The sequence below is a fragment of the Leptospira kemamanensis genome (assembly GCF_004769665.1).
In the GTDB taxonomy this organism is placed as follows: domain Bacteria; phylum Spirochaetota; class Leptospiria; order Leptospirales; family Leptospiraceae; genus Leptospira_A; species Leptospira_A kemamanensis.
Map to the genome: position 1 here is coordinate 25,870 of NZ_RQGG01000043.1, position 21,396 is coordinate 47,265.

The 21,396-nt window shown below is 39.6% G+C and carries 16 protein-coding genes, 1 tRNA gene and 1 pseudogene; 6 read left to right on the plus strand and 12 right to left on the minus strand.

The window, feature by feature from the left end; all coding sequences use genetic code 11:
* Positions 1 to 4 precede the first annotated feature (4 nt).
* The 5 genes and pseudogenes from EHQ59_RS14450 to EHQ59_RS14470 all read right to left on the minus strand — a co-directional run bounded on the left by EHQ59_RS14450 (position 5) and on the right by EHQ59_RS14470 (position 2,797).
* Positions 5 to 421 (minus strand): DUF1398 family protein, encoded by a 417-nt coding sequence (locus tag EHQ59_RS14450; RefSeq protein ID WP_135620349.1) that lies wholly within the window; start codon positions 419 to 421, stop codon positions 5 to 7.
* A 10-nt stretch (positions 422 to 431) separates the two neighbouring features.
* Positions 432 to 716: pseudogene (locus EHQ59_RS14455) on the minus strand (MarR family winged helix-turn-helix transcriptional regulator); the annotation flags it as partial.
* A gap of 188 nt (positions 717 to 904) precedes the next feature.
* Positions 905 to 1,645, minus strand: coding sequence for a UDP-galactose-lipid carrier transferase (locus EHQ59_RS14460; RefSeq protein ID WP_135620351.1), 741 nt, complete (start codon positions 1,643 to 1,645; stop codon positions 905 to 907).
* Positions 1,642 to 2,397: a polyphosphate kinase 2 family protein gene (locus EHQ59_RS14465; protein ID WP_135620352.1), complete on the minus strand. Its 756-nt coding sequence runs from the start codon at positions 2,395 to 2,397 to the stop codon at positions 1,642 to 1,644. The genes EHQ59_RS14460 and EHQ59_RS14465 overlap by 4 nt, the downstream gene beginning before the upstream one ends.
* Positions 2,398 to 2,440: 43 nt before the next feature.
* The gene (locus EHQ59_RS14470) at positions 2,441 to 2,797 is read right to left on the minus strand and encodes an HIT family protein (protein WP_135620353.1); all 357 of its coding nucleotides are present in this window, start codon (positions 2,795 to 2,797) and stop codon (positions 2,441 to 2,443) included.
* Positions 2,798 to 2,829: 32 nt separating this feature from the next.
* On the opposite strand from EHQ59_RS14470, the gene EHQ59_RS14475 reads away from it, so the two are divergent.
* Together EHQ59_RS14475 and EHQ59_RS14480 are read left to right on the plus strand one after the other, a co-directional pair.
* Positions 2,830 to 3,672, plus strand: a complete 843-nt coding sequence (locus EHQ59_RS14475) for a hypothetical protein (protein ID WP_135620354.1) — start codon at positions 2,830 to 2,832, stop codon at positions 3,670 to 3,672.
* Between the two features lie 19 nt (positions 3,673 to 3,691).
* Positions 3,692 to 3,766, plus strand: a tRNA-Arg gene (locus EHQ59_RS14480).
* Between the two features lie 425 nt (positions 3,767 to 4,191).
* On the opposite strand, the gene EHQ59_RS14485 is transcribed toward EHQ59_RS14480, so the two are convergent.
* Positions 4,192 to 6,096 (minus strand): methyl-accepting chemotaxis protein, encoded by a 1,905-nt coding sequence (locus EHQ59_RS14485; protein WP_135620355.1) that lies wholly within the window; start codon positions 6,094 to 6,096, stop codon positions 4,192 to 4,194.
* A gap of 550 nt (positions 6,097 to 6,646) precedes the next feature.
* Between EHQ59_RS14485 and omp85 the strand changes: the two genes are divergently transcribed.
* Complete coding sequence (gene omp85 / locus EHQ59_RS14490; protein ID WP_425270156.1) at positions 6,647 to 8,173, plus strand: Omp85 family outer membrane protein; 1,527 nt, start codon at positions 6,647 to 6,649, stop codon at positions 8,171 to 8,173.
* Here omp85 and EHQ59_RS14495 read toward each other — a convergent pair.
* From EHQ59_RS14495 to EHQ59_RS14505, 3 genes are read right to left on the minus strand one after another with little or no spacing between them, the layout of a single operon-like run.
* Complete coding sequence (locus tag EHQ59_RS14495) at positions 8,170 to 9,972, minus strand: methyl-accepting chemotaxis protein (RefSeq protein ID WP_135620357.1); 1,803 nt, start codon at positions 9,970 to 9,972, stop codon at positions 8,170 to 8,172. The genes omp85 and EHQ59_RS14495 overlap by 4 nt on opposite strands.
* Positions 9,973 to 10,023: 51 nt before the next feature.
* Positions 10,024 to 12,192: an adenylate/guanylate cyclase domain-containing protein gene (locus EHQ59_RS14500; protein ID WP_135620358.1), complete on the minus strand. Its 2,169-nt coding sequence runs from the start codon at positions 12,190 to 12,192 to the stop codon at positions 10,024 to 10,026.
* Positions 12,189 to 13,415, minus strand: a complete 1,227-nt coding sequence (locus tag EHQ59_RS14505; RefSeq protein WP_135620359.1) for a M48 family metalloprotease — start codon at positions 13,413 to 13,415, stop codon at positions 12,189 to 12,191. The genes EHQ59_RS14500 and EHQ59_RS14505 overlap by 4 nt, the downstream gene beginning before the upstream one ends.
* 99 nt (positions 13,416 to 13,514) lie before the next feature.
* Between EHQ59_RS14505 and EHQ59_RS14510 the strand changes: the two genes are divergently transcribed.
* Positions 13,515 to 15,041 carry a hypothetical protein gene (locus EHQ59_RS14510; protein ID WP_135620360.1) on the plus strand — a complete coding sequence of 509 codons (1,527 nt, stop codon included), beginning with the start codon at positions 13,515 to 13,517 and terminating at the stop codon, positions 15,039 to 15,041.
* 54 nt (positions 15,042 to 15,095) lie between these two features.
* On the plus strand, positions 15,096 to 16,604 hold the full coding sequence (locus EHQ59_RS14515) for an OmpP1/FadL family transporter (RefSeq protein ID WP_244245562.1): 1,509 nt from the start codon (positions 15,096 to 15,098) through the stop codon (positions 16,602 to 16,604).
* Position 16,605: 1 nt separating this feature from the next.
* Here the strand turns inward: EHQ59_RS14515 and EHQ59_RS14520 are convergent, their stop codons facing one another.
* From EHQ59_RS14520 to EHQ59_RS14530, 3 genes are read right to left on the minus strand one after another with little or no spacing between them, the layout of a single operon-like run.
* Entirely contained in the window at positions 16,606 to 17,508 is a 903-nt protein-coding gene (locus EHQ59_RS14520; RefSeq protein ID WP_135620361.1) for a patatin-like phospholipase family protein, read from the minus strand.
* Between the two features lies 1 nt (position 17,509).
* Positions 17,510 to 18,748, minus strand: a complete 1,239-nt coding sequence (locus EHQ59_RS14525; protein ID WP_135620362.1) for a C40 family peptidase — start codon at positions 18,746 to 18,748, stop codon at positions 17,510 to 17,512.
* A 27-nt stretch (positions 18,749 to 18,775) separates the two neighbouring features.
* Positions 18,776 to 20,650, minus strand: coding sequence for a patatin-like phospholipase family protein (locus tag EHQ59_RS14530; protein ID WP_135620657.1), 1,875 nt, complete (start codon positions 20,648 to 20,650; stop codon positions 18,776 to 18,778).
* Positions 20,651 to 20,795: 145 nt separating this feature from the next.
* Here EHQ59_RS14530 and ruvA point away from each other — a divergent pair, with 145 nt between their 5' ends.
* On the plus strand, positions 20,796 to 21,395 hold the full coding sequence (gene ruvA, locus EHQ59_RS14535; RefSeq protein ID WP_135620363.1) for a Holliday junction branch migration protein RuvA: 600 nt from the start codon (positions 20,796 to 20,798) through the stop codon (positions 21,393 to 21,395).
* The last annotated feature ends 1 nt before the right edge of the window (position 21,396 follow it).

Below are 21,396 nucleotides of genomic sequence, written 5' to 3' on the forward strand. Positions count from 1 at the left end.
TCGATCAATCTACAGGGACAGATGGATATATTTCTATATAACTCTCGCCATTTGCACCGTAGTATAAAACTTTCCTTTCGATTAAGTCCACATCATACCCCACAACTCCAGCGTTCCAAGCTCTCATTAAGAATTCTGGGAAGGTAGTTTTGCCTTCCTGGTTAGAACGAATTGCTTCGATTAGTTTTTCTTTTTGAAAGAGTGGGATTTCATGTAAACCAGTGACAATCGGTGTTCCCTGTTGTAAAACATTACCACCTTGCATCAAATAAACGGACTGACAGGATGGTAAGGTCCAACGGTTCACCTTCACTCCAGCTTGTCGTAATACTTCTGCTAAAACCGGAAATCCACCTACTTTTGGTCTTAAGGACATGGCACGTGATTGTTCCTTAGTTAGTTTTGTGATTAGATCAGACATTGGTTTTTCCTCATTCAATTGGATTGGTATGCAGTTTGTGTGCGTTTGTAAGTTTGATAAGAGTCTTACGAAGAAACTCTTTCTCCGATTGGTTGAGAATGGAAAAAAAGAAAGAATCGTTTTCGTCTGCAACTTTGGCAAGTTTTGGAACGAGTTTTTTTCCATCCTTCGTCAATTGGATTTCCTGGTAACGACGATCCACTGTCCCTTCGATTCGACTCACAAGGCCTTTCTGTAACAAGCGATCGATGAGTTTGGAAACAGCTCCTCGGCTAAGTTTTGTAAATATATTAAATTGGGAGTTTGAATTTTTTTCCTGCGAGAGGGATACGGCGGGCTTGGTCTGACCTTAGGTCAGACGGGAGCGAAAGCGCACCCCAGAGTAGCCCGGTCCCGCTTTTTCCAGGAGTTTTCCGTATCCTATAAAGGATATACGTTTCACATTTTTTTTTGCGGGAATCGCCAAGAAGAACTGGCGATCGTTTATTTCAGTTCTTCTTCCAGTCGTTTTGTGACGGCTTCTAAGACCATCACTCGCGCAAAGTATTTGTCATTGGCGGGAACCAAAAACCAAGGTGCTTTGGGAGAGTCTGTTTTCTGGAACATTTCGTTTGCGGCCTCTTCATACAAATGCCATTTGTCACGGTTACGCCAGTCTTCGTCTGTGAGTTTCCAACGTTTGAGTGGATCGTTTTTACGATCTTCAAAACGTTTCAGTTGTTCTTCAGAACTGATATGCAACCAAAACTTAACAATGATGGTGCCAAAACTTTGGAGTTGTTCTTCGAATAAAAAGATTTCTTCATAGGCGCGCGCCCACTCTGATTCTTTAGCAAACCCTTCCACACGTTCCACAAGCACACGACCATAATAAGAACGATCAAAGATTCCAATATGACCCACTTTAGGGATTCGATTCCAAAATCGCCAAAGATAATGGTGTTGGATTTCTTCTGTGTTTGGTGCAGAGATGTTATGCACTTCAAACAAACGTGGATCGATTTCCGATGTAAAACGACGAATGGCCCCACCCTTTCCAGCCGCATCCCAACCTTCAAACACAATCAAAATGGGTTTGTTTTTGGCTTTGGCTAAAAAAGTTAGATCCCGAATTTTGTTTTTGTATTCTTTCATTTGAACTTGGTAATCGTCATTCGGTAGTGACAAGGACAGATCCAATTGGTTTAAGTTTAAGATTCTTGATTTGGTAAGATTTTGTTTCATGGGATGAGTTCCATTCCGCGTTGGATCATTTGTAAATTGGACTTTGAATCATAATTTAACGTGCGTTCTAGTCTTTCTAAAATGGCTTCAAATACCAAGAGTTTGGTATCTTCTTTTTTTTCATTTGCGATCACAAGCCAAGGGGAATCAATTGTGCGGGAAGAACTCAAAATGGAGTCAAAGATTTCAAAGTAACGTTTGTAATGTTCCCATTGGTCTTTGTCGTAAGGAGAGAGTTCCCAATCCTTTTTCTTCTTTTTAGCATCCTCTAATCGTTTTTTTTGTTCTTTTTTAGAAAGATGTAAAAAGAACTTATGTACGATGATTCTGTCTTTTGATAAAATGCGTTCTGTGTTGAGGATGGATAATAGTCTGTGATCGTATTCAGCGTTACTGATTTTTTTCTGTGACCTGAGATAGGCCAAACGACTGTAATATGTATTTAAATAAAAGAGGAATTCACCATAACGAGGTAAAACCTTCCAAAAATTCCATAAAAAAGGATAGCCTCTATCTTCCGATTGGTCTACATAAGGCGAATACACTTTAAATTTTCTTGGATCCAAACGAATCGTTAAGGATTGTAAAATGGATCCTTTGCCTGTCGAAGCAAACCCTTCCAAAACAAAGATATGTGCAATTTTCTGTTTGGCACTTTCTCTTTGTAAGAGGAAAAAACGTTCTTGTAGGGTTTCGATTTCTTCAATCGAGGAACGTGGAATTTGGTTTGTGGGATGTCTTTCTAAAATCACAAACCAAAATCATAGGAAGTTTTTACAAACCTCCAAGTCTTTTTTACATGGGTTTTGGAAATCCTGGTCCCGTTGCTTTCGCAATATGATCGATGCCTGGTGTTTGGTCCTTGTATCTCGGGATGAGGTGGACATGCAAATGGGGCACTCTTTCGGCAATCGCCGTCATGTATATTTTTTCTGGATGGGAACTTTGAATGAGTTCAATTCCTTTGTGGAGGGCGCGACCATAGGATTCAAATTGTTCTAAACTAAGTTTTGTCCACGAGTCCATATGCCCCTTGATTTCTAAGTAGAGGTAAGCTTCTAGGTTTTGATTTGCTTTTCTTAAGATCCAAAATTCATTTTCAAACAGGATCTCCGCTGGATTTTTGTGGGCTTCACAGATGGGACAGTTCATCATTGTCCCCTAGTTTGCCGATACTTGTTATGATGAGAATCTCTTTTTTATTCACCCTAGTCTTTCTTATGACATGGGTATCCTCTCTTCTGGCAATCACCTCAAAAGAAGAGTCAGATCCCTTGACAGAACTTCTCATCACTGTCTCGGAAGTTGTTTTTTCTGATCCGTTCCAAAAAGAAGAAATCGAAATTCGAAAACGCCTTTTGGAAACGAACCAATCGGACATCAGACAACTTCGCATTCGTTTAAAACAGTCCTTGAAACAAAATCAAATCACAAAGGATCAACTTTCGCAATCCCAAGAAACAAAAGAGAAGTGGGAGAAGGAATTAGAACAAATGGGAACTTTAGGTGGTCTCCTTTGGAAAGACAATCGAGGCACGATCTACCAATGGGGAGATTGGTCCGATTTTTATGAAGATGGATTCAGCAAAGAAAAAATTCGTCTCGAAGGACAAATCCCTTCCTTTCCTTACGAAGGAGGAACTGTTTCCTATTTCCTTCGCAACCCACCTGGATCGTTTCCCATCCATTTTGATTTTGTTGGTTGGGAAGCTACGTTTTATGCTTTTGGAGATGAAGGATCATTACGTTATACCAATGACTTTCGATTGGATCCATCCGAACGATTGGGAGACTTTCGAAAGAACTTTGATGCCATCCGCCAAAAAATTCCTGGTTCCCAACTCTTCAAAGTAGGTGACCTAACTGTCTTTCTCGTTCCAGGAAAACCGAAACCTATCTACTATGTATTTTTATTCTTACGATTGGTACTCGTCGTTTGGACCATCTTACTCTTTTTATACATTGTACGAATGAGTTTTTCTTTTCCAAAAAATCATTTGCCCGAAGACAGCCTCCCCCTATCCTGACAATACATCCCGTCACCATGCCCTGGTAGTTCAACGGATAGAACATCGGTCTTCGGAACCGACAGTGGGGGTTCGATTCCCTCCTGGGGCACCAGTTTAAATCTTCACAATCAAGTTCATCTAACAAAACGAAGTCGGGAATCGAACAGTTTTGCGATCAGAAATGGGAACGACCCATAGGGAGTGAGCATTTCTGTCCCGTAGCCAGGATGGCGAAGGGTGAGCAAAACCGTGCCTCGGAGTGCAGACAACACAGGATGTGTTGGCAGCGGAGAGGGCGATTCCCTCCTGGGGCACCAGTTAGCTCATCACAGTCAAATTCATCTAACAAAACAAAGCTGGGAATCGAACAGTTTTGTGAGCCAAAACGTTGCTACCCATAGGGAGCAATGGTTTGGATAAGCCGACCCGGATGGGAGGCGACGAACAAAACCAGGTGTAGCCGTGCCTCGGAGCGAAAGACATCACAGGATGTGTTGGCAGCGGAGAGGGCGATTCCCCTCCCCTTTATCCTTTCTGTTAATTCACTCTAAACCGAAATTGTTCAACGAGAACCATTAAATGCTCTGATTGACGACTCATTTCATTAGCAGTGGCAGATAGTTCCTCCGAACTTGCGGCATTATTCTGTGTGCTTTCATTCACTTGGGTCATGGCATCGGTAATCTGTTGAACACCCATTGCCTGTTCTCTGGATGAATCTGAAATCTCTTGTACGAGACTCGCTGTTTTTGTAATGGAAGGAACAATTTCATCCAGAAGGACTCCCGCCTCTTTTGCGGTCATTAGACTTTTATTGGCAAGCTCACTAATCTCTTTGGCAGAGGCTTGGCTTCTTTCTGCTAATTTTCCGACTTCTGAAGCAACCACTGCAAATCCCATCCCTTGTTCCCCTGCTCTTGCTGCTTCTATGGCTGCATTCAAGGCAAGTAAATTGGTTTGACTTGTGATCTCGTTAATGATACTGATTTTTTCTGAAATTTTTGACATCGCAATGACAGTGGCATTCACAGAATCTCCACCTTTGACCGCATTCGAAGCAGATTGTTTCGCGATTTCGTCAGTAATACGAGCATTTTGATTGGTTTGTGAAATCGAAGCAGACATTTCTTCCACTGCTGCGGTTGTTTGTTCTATATTCGAAGCTTGTTCGGATGTTGCTTCCGCTAACGATTGTGAAGTGACAGAAATTTGACTCGAGGCTTGCGAAATCACAACAGCAGAACTACGCACTTCTGATAAAGCATTGGAAAGTTTTCGAAGAGCATCATTTAAAGAATTGGCCAAGGTTTCAAAATCACCTAAATAATGAGTCGAAACTCTTTGGGTTAAATCCCCTTCTGACATAGCCACAAGGACATGATTGACATCATCGATGATTTTGGAACTAGTCTCCGCGAGTAAATTGATGCTGGAACCAAGTTCCTTTGCAAATCCATGTTGATTGTCTAATACAACTCTTGTTTTTAAATTCCCTTTACCCGCTTGGTCGACCACATATTGCGTTTCGCGAATCATCAACTGAAGTCGTGACACCATACCTTGGATGGAATATAACATACTGATTTTGTCATTTGGTTTTGTTAGAATTTCAACGTTCAAATTGCCTTTTGTTACTTCAGAGACAATGCCATTGGCATAAGCAGGTTCCCCTCCCAAATACAAAAACAATAATCGAATTTGGAATCCAGCATAGGAAAGGATCACTAAAGTGAGGATCACCACAAAGATCACAATATAAATCCAAAAGTTTTGATTGAAAATAGCCTCATCGACTTTCTTTTGTGTTCGTTCATCTAAGAATTCAAAAAACTCAGAGACTGGCTTCATAATTTTTGCTTTATTTACATGATACTCATCATTATGCATCAATCGACGGGCTTCTTCTAAGTTTGGTGTCTTACGAATGGTAAAGTTTCCTTCCTTGTCGGGATAAAGCCCCTTCACCATATTCATGGCGATTGTTTCAGTTTTCACCAGGGCATCAGAAATGAATTTTGCTTCGTCAAGTTTTGCTAGTTCTCTTTCAGAAAAACCCTTTTCTTTCATTAAATCTAAAAGTGCAATTTGTTTCTCCCTTGGTCTTGGATTTAAATTTCCCGCAGCCACAAAGTCCCAGTATATATTTTCATAATGCTTTGGCCTTGGTCGTTTCCCATCTCGAATCGCCAGAATCTCAAAATATTGATTTTCCCATTTCGGATCCCCACCTGAAATTACATACGTTCTAGCCAAACGTGTTAAGTCATCCGAACTCTGCCTCATTTCATCAGCCAACAAATAGGATTCATAACGAGAGATGGTCGCTTCTGCTAAAGATTCAGAAGCACTCCTCAAACACAATGTTACAAAAATTAAGGCAGTGATGGAAACTGCTATACTGATAAAAACAAATATAAATACAGACCTCATATTTTCTTTCATGCTAAATTCCCTAATTTCTATATGGATTCAAATTCATCATCACTCAATGGAACGAAGTTACTAAACTATTAAAACACGTACACTTCGTATCATTTCTATGCAATGGATACCACCATAAATTTAAAATTGGGTAAGAAAAGGATTTACCTAAAAAAAACAATTGTTCTAAAAATAATAGGATTAACGTCTCTACAAAAAAACGAAGGATTTACCTAAAAATCAAAATTTTAGAATATTCTATTTAGTACTAATTCTAAATTTGAAGTTGTTTCACTGACCCAACAAAGGAAAGAACCTGATTGTCCTTACAATTAACCTCGATTAGTTGATTAAAACAGAGATTCCAAAGAAAATACGAGCCACAAGGGCATCAGGAAAACAAACCATCCTAAGTCAGATTCGTGAATTTCTATTCGCGATACCAATCCCATGGGAAATCGTATGGAATCGAGTCGAAGTCCTGAATTTTGGGACACTGGAGTTGAGTGAGTGCTCACTTTTTTTTGCTTAACAGAAATCTCTCGTCGTCCAGTTTCCTCCTCTTATGGGAATGATGCGTTTCAGTCAAATCGGGAAGGTCTTTGCAGGGTTCCTGCTACTACTGATTTTCTTGGGTCAAAAATCCCTACTTTCCCAAGAAGCAATCCCCGAACCGGGTTGTTTGAAAGACCCTCCCCCAAAAAACCTTCCCTTCCCAATGGACTCATCCAAACAACTTTGCAAAAAAGACATTGAGGACAAAAAGGATGGTTGGTATCTCACGGGCCTTCCTCTCATCAATTCCGATCCCAACGAAGGCATTGGGTATGGAGCCCGTGCTTATCTTTACAACAATGGGCCGAAAACTGATCCCCTTTTTTATTATACCCCATACCGCACACGGCTCTTTGCGCAATACTTCAATACAAATAAAAATGCACAATACCACCAAATCAGTTTGGATATGCCCTTTCTGAGAGATACAGAGTGGAGACTCAGGGCGGATGCATTCTTAAACATCACACCTACCACCCTTTACTTTGGAATTGGGGAATCGAGTATGAATTCCCTAACCTACTTAGAACGAAACCAACCAAACGAACGACTTGTTCGGAATGCGAGTTTTATCGATCAGGAAACCAATCTCAGTTATTACCGACCTGGAACTAGTTCTGATCCCTTTTATGTAGCAGGGAAAACCATTTCCGGAATCCCACAAACTCCAGGTTATGTGGTAACGGACAAAATGTACAATCGTTATACCATTGAGACACCAATGGCCACTCTCAGTGCAGAACGATCTTTTGTAGGTGGTACAGTTCGATTGGTTTCTGGAATCAAATTTTCGAATAATATCATCCGAACGTATGATGGAAGGATGGTGAGAGGATTAGATCCAAATTTTGATCATTTGACAGCAGATGTTCCAAATGGAAAGACTCGACTCACGGAAGACCACGAAGGAAAAAAGATTTTAGGTTACCAAGGTGGATTTGTAAATGCAGTGCGACTTGGCCTTGTCTATGATACAAGGGATTTTGAACCAGATCCCAATTCTGGAATTTTTGCAGAACTTACATATGAAAAACACGATAAAGTCTTTGGATCCGATTTCCAATTTCAAAAATACTTTGCACAATCTAAATTATTTTGGAGCCCCTTCCCCAAGTTAGTTGATAAACTAGTGGTTGCCAATCGATTTGGACTCGGAGTGACGGAAGGGGCAGCTCCTTTTTTTGAATACCGCAATTTATGGGGAACGGAAGGACTTGTCGGAGGACTTGGGGGACTTCGTACGTTACGCGGTTTCAAACAGGATCGTTTTGTTGGAAGAACCATGGGTTGGGGAAATTCAGAAATCCGATGGAAATTTGCAGAAGCAAAATTTGGCTCAGAATTTTTTGCCTTTAATTTAGTTCCCTTTTTTGACTACGGAAGAGTTTGGGATGATGAACACAAAATCAATTTAAAGAATTACTTTTATTCTCAAGGTCTTGGACTACGGATTGCTTGGAACCAAGCAACCATCATCATGATTGATTACGCAAGATCAAGAGAAGACGAACAACTCTTTGTGAACTTTAGTCATGTGTTCTAAATTTTGAAGTAATTTACGGTTTCTTTTAAATGCACTGCTTTTTCAGACAAAGCATTACATAATTTATCAATATCACTGACAAATTGGTTTAAGTATTCCGTTCCCTCTGTAATGGTGGCAATACTTTTAGCAAGTTCTTCAGAAGTGATCGCCTGTTCATTTGTATTTTGTTCAATTTCCAAAGCAGAATTGGTGAGGGTTTCAAAACTATCTTTCACTTGTTTCACCAACTCCAACTGGCTTTTGGTCATCTCAGTTGCTTGTTTGATGAATTGAATTGTTTTGTGAACTGACTTGTCAATTTGAGTGAATGTTTTTTCCGTATTGGAAACGGCAAGTCTACCTGATTTCGTGGAAGATGCGGCTTTTGATACAGCTTCTAAAATTCGTTTCGTATTGGATAAAGTTTGTTCTCCTAGTTTGGAAATCTCACTCGCCACCACAGCAAATCCTCGACCCGCATCCCCGGCTCGTGCTGCCTCAATGGATGCGTTGAGTGACAATAACCCAATTTTATCGGAAATCTCACCAATGACCTGGATCACATCTGATGTATGATCCACACTCAGTTCAATCTCTGCCATTGCCACGAGTGTCGCTTGAAGCGCCGTTTGGCCAACCTTAGTTTCTTCTTCCATTTCTTTGGTTTCAACTTCCGTTTGGTTCATCAAATCATGAATGCTAACAATGGAAGTCTCCATCCCCAAAACCATATTTTTGGCTTCTTTGGTGATATCATTTTGTTTTTTCGCACCAAAGGCAATAGAACGAATGCTAGCCGACATTTCTTCGACTCCTGCAGACATCTCTTCAGAAGACGAAGTTTGTTCCATCATCGATTCTGTTAAACCTTGGGTATGTTTGGCGATGACTTTTGCATCGGCACTCACACGTTCCGCATCGTCTATCACAAGAGAAGTAATTTTACGAATACTTTCAATAAACGCATTTAACGAAAGAGAACCGTGGCCTAACTCATCTGTGGAAATCATGGGCACTGAGTCACGTAAGTCTCCACTTGCCAATGATTTGTATCGATTTGCCATCTGAACGGTATTAAACTTCATTGCTTTGACAAAAAGGGAGGTAAGAACAAAAATGTTGATCGTGATAAAGGCTGCCATGAGGATAAGGGTGAGTTCTGCATTTTGTAACTGTACAAAACGAGTCACTTCCGCAATCAGAAGGTAACCAAGAGCCGTTAATGTCATACTAAATACAGCTGCCATCGTAAAAAAGATTCGGGAATAAATTCCAATCTTAGGGATAGTCTCTTCCACCAAAGGTAAATCTTTTAATTCCTTAGTGGAAAGAACTTCCGAAATCAAAAGTTCTGTTAGAAAAAAATGAGAAACACCTAATACGGGATAAATGAGAATAGGTAAAACAACATACGGAAGGTATTCCACAACTGTTGGTGAAAAAAATTGAAAGGTAACGAAAGCGGCAAATGGAATTCCATAAGTCCATTGGATCAAAAAATAAAGAGAATTTTTTTTCGGAAAACCTAATAACTGCAATTTTATGTTTTGTTTTTCAGAAAGGTTTAACGTGTGAAACTGATTTGGGATTGTTTTTCTTAATAATTTTTGTAATCGCAAAAACCGAACAGTGGGTACTACATAAGAAGAAAATAAGGCAATGGTTGCCCCCATTACAACTAACAACGACTTATCGAACGAATACATTCCGCCAATAATGATAAACAATACAGCGGTTGGCACGGCAAGAACTGCCGTTAATAATTCGAGCCCTATGGTCAATCGCCAACAAAGAGCTCTTATTTTCAATTCATCCATTCTACAAATCCTTTTCTGGACAATGTATAAAAGTGAAATTAGAGTATAGTATTATTTTGATGTACGCGTATAAACACCATTCCAGTCGACAGGTGGTGGGTTTTGGAACAAAGATTGGCAACGTTTGATCAGTAAGTGACTACTCACATCTTCTCGTTGTAGAATTTTAGAAACATTCTGAAAGTGTTCAATGGCTTTTTCCCAATTGCGACTGAGATACAATTCAAATCCCAATTCATATTCACGTTCTGCCAGTCTTGTGACATCGGTTACATCTTTTTGTAATGATTCTAAACTGTAAATTTTAACAGGTGTTTCTTTCCCCTTCACACGAATCCAATCTAAAAATCGAAAATGAAACTCATCTTTACAAGCCGATTCAATGCTTTCGGAGACTAAAATGGAAACCCCGTAGTCCTTTGCGGCTGCTTCTAACCGTGCTGCCAAATTCACCGTATCACCCATCATGGTGTACGATGCCAAACTATCTGTACCCATAAACCCCACTTTCGCATAACCACAGTTTAACCCAATACGAAAGACCATTGCACGAGCCAGAGGAGTGTAAACTCGTCTTTCATTCCATTTGGTTCGGAGAGATTCGAGTTCAGCCAACATCTCCAAAGCTGTTTTACACGCCAACTTGGGATGTTCTTTGTATTGGATGGGTGCACCAAAAATTCCAACAATGGCATCTCCAATGTATTTATCCAAAGTTCCCGAATTGGACTTTAATACATTTGTCATCGCGGAAAGGTATTCATTTAACAATTTAGCAAGGTCTGTTGCACTTAATTCTTCACTGATGGAAGAAAAGCCAGCTACATCCGAAAAAAAAGCAGTGATCTCCCACTCTCCCCCTTGTTTGAGAGATTCCATATTTTCGAGAGCCACACTGACAACCCCTGGGTCCACTAAGTTGCGTAAGATGTGATTGAATTTTCTTTTTTCTTTCCCTTCCGTATAAGTTAAGTAAGCAAAACCTAATAAATACGAAATGGGAAATCCTAATACAAAGGAATAAGTAGACAATACATAGTCCATACGGTATAAAAAGTAAAACAAACCGACAAACAACGATACGGCGAAAATGGGATAAAGATTTTTTAAAAGATGCCACTGGTTGATAAACAAAATGAGAACACCAATGAGTAAAATAAGAATGGTAAATCCAATTCCATAAGATTCAGGCAATTCTTTTAAAAGATGCCCCTCGGTTAAATTAGAAGCAAACACAGCTTGTGCAATCACACCTGGAAATAAACCATGAGGAGTGACCACATCATCATGAGTGGAAGCCGCCGAAGTGCCTATGAGAACAATTTTGTCTTCAAACAAAGTTGGTGGAACTAATAGAGAATTGGGATCTTCGATTTCTCCCGAATTTAATTTTTCCAAAGATTCAATCATCCCAGCAGCAGAATAACGAGGGATGTTTCGTAATTCTTCTTCAGTATAAAAATAAGCACGAACAAGTCCATCTTTCCCAATGGGAACTTCCCTTGTTTCATTTTCTTTTTTCAGAACTAAATTGGATTGAATAGTCTCGGTTTGGTAACTTTCCCCTAAAGCAAAGGCTTGTGTTGCAAGTGTGGGAAAATAAAATCCATTCCAACGAACAAAGGGAGAGAATCTTCTTAAAATTCCATCACTATCCGCGATCACATTCACAACATGAATCATAGGAGCTGTCTCTCCTACCCTTCCTATGGGAAAGGAAGCATTTTCATATTTGGGAAAAGGCAAATTCGTTGTGATCGGAACACTAAATTTTTCGCTGATTTCTTCGATACCTTTTCTGGGAAGCACAATTCCACCATTTCGGAAATTCGCTGCATGGGATATCTCCCCCAAACTCTCGTTTGCTGTGACTAAAGCATCATCATAATCTGATCGTTCGGTAAACATGATATCGATGATAGTAATTTTGGGAGGAGTTAGTAATTTGGTATAACCAATCAGAGTTGGATAGATATGCCGTTTCCATGGCCACTGACCAAGTTCGGGATGGTCTGCATATTTAGCAATACTCTGTTCATCAATATCAATGATCACAATGTCTTTGGAAAAAAAATGGTGAGAAGGAAGTAGATGAAAAAAAGCATCCGAAAGTTTTTGATCCAGTGTGGTGGAAAATCGAAAAAAGGAGATGATGGCTGTAAGAGAAGCTGGAATGACCACCATAAGTAAGATAGGGATTAAAATTTTATTAGTTTTCATTTACCGATTCTATTTTTAAATTCGCTCCATCGATCTACAACCAAAGTTGTTCCATCCGTCGAAACCGAAGCTTCAATATACACGAGTTTTGCGATCCGCATACTCGTTTCTGGATGAGTTTTTTTTAAGGTATCTGTTCCTTCTGCTCTTGACATCGTATTCAAATAACTAGACAAACCAATTGGAGAATACCCTATTTGCGAAACAAGTCCCACTGCCGCTTCATCAGCTTCTAGTTCGACTTTTGCATCTCGACCTGTTTCAAAAAATTGTTTTTCCATCTCACTAATTGCCGTTGCCATTGCCGTATTCACGACTTCACTTCCTGGTGGAGACAACAAACTAGAAAGTACATCCACAAAGAGATTGGATTGTTTGAATTCACCATTATGGAATAAAATCACATGACCCATTTCATGGGCAATGATCCCTGCAAGTTCTGCTTCGGTTTGGATTTTTTTCAAAGTTCCCGTTGTCAAAAAAAGATAACCACCAGGACAAGAGAAAGCATTGATTTCGTTCGATTCAATCACACCTACTCGAAATTCTAAGTCCTTTCGAGAAGAAACAGAACCAAGTTTTGTCGCAATGGAATTCAGATACCGAGTGAGTTCTAAATCCCGAACGATGTTGTAACGTTTTAATAGTCTAGCAGCAAGGGATCGACCCAGTTTTACCTCTGCTTTCGTTTCACCTAACACAGATAAACTCTGATTAGTTTCCATCTGAATAGAGGGAGTGACTTCCCCAGATTTTGTTTCATCAGATTTAGATAGATTGGGGTCAGTCGTCAATGGAACGGATTCAAGCCAACGTAAAGATTCAAAATCATACAAATCCCCTTCTCCTCTCACGCGCATTTTTTGTGTTTCGGAAAGACCTCTTGCCGCGGCAGTTTTCGTAAAATCAGATGCCCTTTGTCTTGCTACCACTGCTTCAGATGAATTTGATGTGATTCCCAATTTCATTTGGTTTCCAGGTGGGAGTGGTGACACAAATAATTTAGAAACCCAACCTGATTTCTCTTCAACTCTCACTTGAACAAACAGTCCTTGTTCTTGGATAGGAGTTAGTACATCTCCTATTTTTAAAAGGGAACCTTCTGCATTTAACTTAGGTTGGGAAAGTAATTTGGCTTTGGTGCTTTGCACATAGACATTCCCTTTTGCAATCAGTGAGATTCCGAAAAGAAGGAATCCTATGGATAAATAGTTCCATTTCATTTCCATTGAGAATGATGAAATCAACATCTTTGAAAACTCTTTTTTTCATTTCTAGTTTGGTATTGACAATTCTTATGGTTGGCTTGCTATGAATGGGCGATGAAACATTGTTTTCTAATCCTCTTACTACTTACCTCCGTTCTTGTAGGTTGTAAAAAAGAAAAAGATGAGAGTAATTCTCTCAGTGCCCTTCTCACAAGATTTTTCATTCGAAGTTTATTATCTTCTAGTATCAATTCTGAGTTACCTTCCAACTTAAGTGTTGCTGTTCCGCGTTCCATTCGGAAACCGTCAAGTGGACTCGGTACCAGTTTCCAATCCAAAAACAAATCTAAAAAAATGGCTTTTACGGCAAAAGGCATAGCTGAGGACACTTTGGACTATGGATTCACTGGCCAAAACTTTCTCACAGAAGGAACAGACATTGTCGCCGAAATCTTACGGGATGCCAAAAAGGACTTAGTTTTAATCAGTGGTTCCTATGCAATCGCAAAAGCAAGTCCTGGTGTTTGTATCCCTGGTGGCACGTCTACTGTGCGCATCACACAATCGATGGAAGATGAGTTTTTAGAAGGAATTGAGAGACTGGGCTTGAGTCCTGAAGAAGCAAGAGGCGAACTTGTCAGTTTGCAAAACGAAGGACTATTACCATTCATTGGACAAGCTGTTCCCACACCAGCGATGGTCTACCGCACTCTGAGTAATAATGAGTATGATAACGAAATCGATTATTCCTTTGCTGATTCTCTCGGAACACCACAACCTTGTCCTGCGAATAACAAATTCCAAAAAAGCATCAAATTTAAAAGCGACAAATCAAAAGTGTTTAGCTCCATCACTCGTTCTTTAAAGGTGTTTGGAATCTCACTCAGTGTTGATGCTTCCATCACTTACATCACCCAAGAAGGAAAAAAAGACAAAGCCATTCTCAATATCAAACAAGTGACCACTGGTTCAGGAATCACGGACAAATCAACCACCCGATTTACCTTTGAAGAATGTGCCACTGACACAAATGCCAACGAGAACAATTGTGTGACCTTAAGTTATAGCAATGTCTATGCAGATGTGGATGACAATAAAATCACAACGTCTGTCAAAGGAAGGACAAATGATTTCGGTGGTTATGTCCTAACAGAATACATTGATAATAAAGAGAATTTTGAATATTATTTAACAGAAACCTATGATAGCAATGGAGACATCACCTACTTCGCTGTTGATTATTATGATATTGATGTACCTGCAAATGACGAATACGAAGAACTGGGTGTCCTCGATACAGACTTATATGGAGAATTCATTGAAACTTCCTATACCTTTGAATGGGATGTCTATGTGGATTTTACCATCGCTCCTCCTGGTGTCGATATTGGTACTGGAACATATGATGCATATGATGCGTTTGTCATTATGCCCGCAGGAGTGGACCCAAATGTTTTCCCTGATGAATATATCGGATGGGGAGAATTTTATGAAAATGAATCCGATACCTCCGTATCCTATTATGTAGACTTTTACGGTTCAGCAAGCCAGGTAGCAACTGCAGTAGTGTATCGTTATGAGGTGGATGCGAATGGAAATGAAGTATATACTCCCGTTAGCGATGTAATTTACCAATTATAAATATCGTAAATCAAATTTAGAAAACAATTAAATCAGAAAAGAACCTAGAATCTTATGTTACACAAACCCTTCCAATACCCAAAAGGTTTCATGAAATCAAAAGCCATCTGTCAGTTTTTCATTCAATTGCCAATATTGTCTATTTTGATTTTTCTTTCCCTTCCCCTTTTTGCCTCCGAACCATTTCACAACTTACAAGGGTTTTATGGAGAAAGAGCTGCAGGGCTTGCAGGTGCATTTACCGCCATTGCCGACGATCCATCTGGTGCCTATTATAACCCAGCAGGGCTTGGGTTTACGCATAATGATGGAATCTCCATCTCTGCCAGTAATTTTAAAGATGTAAAACGAAGTTATATCAATATCGATACACCAGGACAAAGATACAACCAAACCCACCAAGGTTTTGATCCCAATTTCATTGGACTATTGAAAAATTTTGACAGGTGGAAGTTTGCCTTTTCGATTGTGAACACATATAATTATTCCTATAACCGAGTGGACCAAGTCAACTACCCTCTAGTTTCGCCATCCATCAACTCCACAAGAAACTATACAAAAGAACGTTATAACCAACTTCTCGTTGGACCAAGTCTTGCTTATCTCGTAAATGATAAACTCTCCCTCGGTGCCACACTCTATTATATGAGTGATACCAAAGAAGCATCCAGAACCCAATTCCAACAGTTTTCTGACCTAAGTTATGTGATGCGTTCCTATGTGGATAACAGAAGGACAACGGGACTTATGCCAGTGCTTGGAATCCAATACCAACCAAACCCCAAAGTTTCCCTTGGAATGAGTTATAGAAGGATCTTTGTTACGGGTGGTGACAGGCTTTATAACGAAGTGTATGCAGATTCCACAAGAAGACCAGGAACTTCTGCCATCGATTTTATTGAAGGAACAGGAGATGGTGCTTCTTCCATCGAACAAGGTGTACTCACTCAAAAACCAAAACTCGTGACGTCCATTCCGCAAACTTCCGAGATGCGATTCGGAGTCGCATTTTTTCCAACAGCAAGGTTTATGACATCGTTTGATATGATCCATACTTCAGGTTACAAAGTAAGGCGTAACCAAGATGAAATTAGTAGTTTTGGAAGAAGAGTGACTTATACAATCAATGACACAGAAGTGAGAGAGCTCACTCGTTATTCCACAACCAATTTTGCTGCAGGAATGGAATACTATTTAGCGGACACCTTTGCTATATTAGGTGGTATTTACACAAACGAACCAAATACAAAACCAATTTCTTGGACAGAGTCGGCAGTAGATTTATACCTCCAGAATACATTTGGAAACCAAGTTACCGCTAGCTCAGGAGATGCGAGTATCATTTACAAAGTGGCTCGGTCTGGAACCAATCCACGAAACGAATATTCCAGAAATCGGGGTTTGAGTTTGGGATTTTCTTGGGTGACATCCAAGTCTTCCGTGTCTGTTACATACATTCGCGAACTCGGTTACGGAAACTCAAGAATTGATCCCAATTCCTTGGCTCAATCCTTTGAATACAGCGCACATTCCGTTTACATCATGGTCAGTTCGAGGAACTAATTCATTTTTTGGATTTGGACTTTGTCTCAAAAAATTCTTTAGCATCTACGTATCCTTGAGTGACAAGGCGTTCTGCTTGCTCTTTTTTGAAATTCAAAATGCTTCCAAGACCTAACATTTGTTTTGGGGCAATCACGGAAATTTTTGTCTTTGTAAACTGGGTGCGAAGGTTTAAAAAAAAGTTTTCGATGGAAGTGAGTCCGTTCATCACAGATTTTCTGTATTCCAATCCTTGTTCCACACTGCGATACGATCCAAGTAAATAAAGTTCAAACAGCCTTTCTAATGCTTCATCTTTTGTGACTGGAGTTTCCATAATCGTAGAACTTCCCACGGGAGAAAGTAAAACCACTACGATTTCAGATGCTTCATGTGTTAACGCGGGTAAAATGGGAGTATTTGCCATCACACCACCATCCCAATAGGGTTCTCCATCTATCATTTGCCAAGGAAAGATCATGGGAATGGCCGAAGAGGCAAGGATATGTTCGATTTTCAAATTGGGATTTTCAAAAAACCGTAACTCAGAACTCAGAATATTGACAGCTGAAATGATGACTTTCGTTTGTGTTTGGTTTAACCTCGTAAAATCCAAATGTTCATATATGAATTTTCTTAAGGGATAGGTTTCTACCAAAGGGTAATATTTCCTTCGAAAAAAACCTTTTAACATATTCCAGATCGAATAACGCATGATATGTTTTTGATTGAGCTGCAACCAAAGTTCTGTTAGTTTTTGGCTGTCCATTCCTGAACCAATGGCACAGGCATTGATGGCTCCCACAGAGGTGCCAGAAATGATATCGGGTTTCCATCCAATTTCTTCTAAATATCGTAACACACCTGCTTGGTAAGCACCTCTTGCGCCACCACCTGATAGTACTAATGCTTTCTTTTTTGCCATATCAATTGCCGTTACTAAAAATATCTCGACCAGTCACATACCGTTCTTTCCACCATTTTTCTTGAAGGGATTGGATGACAACCCCACGACTGGTGGATGCATGGATAAAATTTCCATTCTCTAAAACAAGTCCTACATGTGTGATTTTTCTGGTATTGGGAGAAGCGGAAAAGAAAACTAAATTTCCAATTTGTTGTTTTTCACGAGAAACAAATTGTCCAATGGTCGCTTGGTCTCTTGCCGAACGAGGAATTCCTTTATCCTTCATTCCAATTTTTGGATCGGTTAAAATGGATTTGGTAAGACCAGAACAATCAATCCCTCGTTTGGAATAACCACCATAGAGATAAGGAGTCCCAATCCACTGCCTTCCCACTGGATCTACCAGTTTTCGTTTGGATTTGGATTCTGTAGGAGTTATGTTTACAGTCGTTTGTTCTTCAATAAAAATCAAATTCGGATCGAGTTTTGGTCTTTCTTTGGTAATCCATTCTCCTTCTGCATTCCACACAATCTCTGTTCGGCGATCTGATATTGAAAAATCCTGAATGGAATTTTTTCCAGAAAGAACAGACAATGTATCTTCTTTTACAAGATTCCAATTGGGATCGGTTCCAGAGACAAACGATTCTTTTTCCCAATCCAAAAAGAGTTTTTTTCTTTTTTCAGGACTTAGATTTGCGATTTGTTTAGGGATTCGTTTCTCCAATTGTTTGAATACCAAACTAGAGTTAGTTTCTTTTTTACGAAGAAATACAAATAACCGACCCGCAACAAATACACTCTCTCCACTCCAAAGATTTGATTTTGCTAGTTGGAAAAGGTTTAGTATCTCTTCCTCTGGCACTTTGGCAAGTACCATCTCTCTATAAAATTTACCCAAATAAGGAATCTCTTGTTTGTTTGGTTTTGTGGTGATGAAATAAGGAATGAGGTCTTCCACCTCTTCCCATGAATACCCATGGTCTTGTAAGATGACAAAACGTTCCACTTCCAAAGCAAATGCAGCGGGAGGCATGGATTCAAACACAGCCCAAACACGAAGAGATTCGATGATTGTTTGGATTTGTTTTTGGTTGGCCCTATCCCCTAATTTTTTTCGGATTTCATTGCGAATGAGTAAGGTCTCTTGTTTGTTGTATCCCGATTCTAATAAACTTTCTAAGTTTTGGGCAAACAATACATAGGGAAAAAAAAGGAAACATGTGAGGAACGTGGGGAAACGTAGCAAAACAAACATTACCAAAAGACTTACAAGAAACAAATTCTATTGTAAAGAAGGATTTCGAAATTTCTCTTGGTTCATTTTGATTTTCTCAACCGAAGAGATATAACCGAGTTCAATCAGACGTTCATAAGCAAACCAATCCAATAGTCCAAAATTGTTTGTTGGGATTTGTAAAAACAAATCTGAAATGGTTTCGGTTTTTCGGATCCTCTCGCGACTGGATGCTAAAATCGAACGGATGATGATATCGCCAATGGGTGGAAATTTTGGATTTAAGATGTCTTGAAAATTAATGAGATTTGTGACTTGGAAAATGGGATTTGTCATCACACCGGGTTTTGTGGGATCAAAATATTCACAAAGTTCTCGGTCTTGGTCCGGATAAATATCACCAAACACATCGACAGAAATCACCTTACCCACACCTTTTTCTTTTAAGGTGATACCAGGCACATTGTCAAGGACACCTCCGTCCACATACACAATCCCATCATCGATAAAGGGAGGAACCACACCAGGAATCGAAGTACTAGCTCTAATGGCTTTCCACAAACTTCCTACTTCATGCACTTCAATTTCGGAATGAGATAAATTGGTAGATATGGCAAAATATGGAATCCATAAATCTTCGATTTGGATTTCCCCAAAAAATTGGCGGATGGCTTCCGTATACTTCCTACCAGTTGTGAGAGATAAAATGGGAATGGTGTATTCGTTCAGTAAGTCTTTGGTGACCCAAAATTCTTTTGCTTTGATTTTACTTCCTTCACTTGTTTCTCCCATAGCAATGAGAGCCGCAAAAATAGAACCAGCACTGGTTCCGGAAACCATATCAATTGGAATTTGGTTTTCTTCTAAAGCCTTCAATACTCCTAAATGAGAAAAACCTTTGGCACCACCGCCACCTAACGCAAGACCAATGGACTTACCAAGTAAACCTCTCCCCAAACGTTCCCAAGTATCCATCCGATCCATATGCACGTGAAAATGGCGTTGGAATCTTCTTTTCTCCAAATGCCTAATGGTACCTGGGAAAACCTTTTCTGGGTCTGGTTGGATTAAAACTAATATGTGATTTCTATCGTTGTACTGTCGTTTATCGATCATTGATTCCAATCGAATACAACTGGGTTCTTCCGTTGCCTCTTTGATATAGACAAAACTATCCGATTGGCGAAGAGCCCTCTGGGCAAAGGAAGTGAATGTAGACTGATCTTTTATGATATAAAAAATATAATCGTATTCAGCTTCGATTTGAGTGAAAAATCGAATGATCCAAGGTTCTCTGTCACTTTCTTCAAGTTTTTCCAACTCCTTCATACGCTCATGAAACATCGATTCGTCGACCACGTAAAAAGATCCGTATCGTAAAAACACAAGACCTAGATAGTGGATGAGATCTAAAATTTGATGTTCTGGCATGGATGACAAAAGAGAAAATGTTTTTGCTTGCGGTACAAAGGTTTTTGTTTCAGTTTTCGCATGAGCCAAACGTTCTGCGATGATTTTGGTGATTTGTAATAAACTTTCGGGGTGTTTTAATAAAATAGAAAGTGCCACTTCTCTTGGGACACGAATGAGTTCTGAGTCACGCACCGCTTTTACAGTGGCCGAACGTTTTTCTCCAGTGAACAAACTGAGTTCCCCAATGATGTCCAAACGTTTGAACTCACCAATGTCTCGCAAACTTCCATCTGACCCTCGTTTTTCAAAACGAAGTTTCCCTGCCGCTAAGATGTACAAATCATTTCCAATCGAATTTTCCAAAAATAGGACTTCTCCCCCTTTTAAAAATTCGCGAACGGTATGATCCATCATTTCCCGTAATACAGAATGAGGAAGGTTTTTGAATAAATCCGCCAAGGTAAGATACTGGGCAAGGGCTGGATTTTTTGATTTGCGGATCCGTTTCACGACTACCGTTTTTAAGGAAGTTTTTAGAAAATACAAGCAACCTTTTCTATTTGTTTTTGTGATCTCCCTCTTTCCCTAAAAATCTTTAAAAAAGAAGAGTAGTCATAATTCTTCCTCCCTTACAATAGGAAAGAAGAAGTCCTCCATGATAGCAAGTTTACGCGGAAAATTACTCCAATTAGAAATTGATCGTTTGGTGATAGAAGTCTCTGGTGTGGGATATGAAGTGATGATTCCCTTTCCTCTCCACTTAGAATGTAAGGACAAATTAGGACAGGAAATATTTTTACATAGTTTCCATTCGATTTCGGATCGTGGGCAAAAACTATTTGGTTTTTCCACAAGAAAGGACAGAGAGTTATTTGAGCTGATCAAATCTTTACATGGAATCGGAGAACTCACTGCTTTAAAAATTTTATCATTTTTCCAAGCCGATGATTTGTATCAAATTGCGAAAGCAGATGATAAAAAGACCTTAGAAAAAATTCCCAAGGTAAAAGGGAAAACATCTGAAAAGATTTTATTTGAAATCAAACAGAACTTAAAAAAATTCGAACTCTTTCTCCAAGAGGGAGGAATCGAAACAGACACAGTCAATCGAGAAACGGATTTGGCAACTCTTGCTCTCATCCAACTGGGTTTTGATGAAAAAACAGCCACAAAACAAGTGTCCGATGCCAAAAAAAATCATCCGAATCTCACTGCTTCCGATATTGTGAAATTAGTCATTACAGGATCAAAATGAT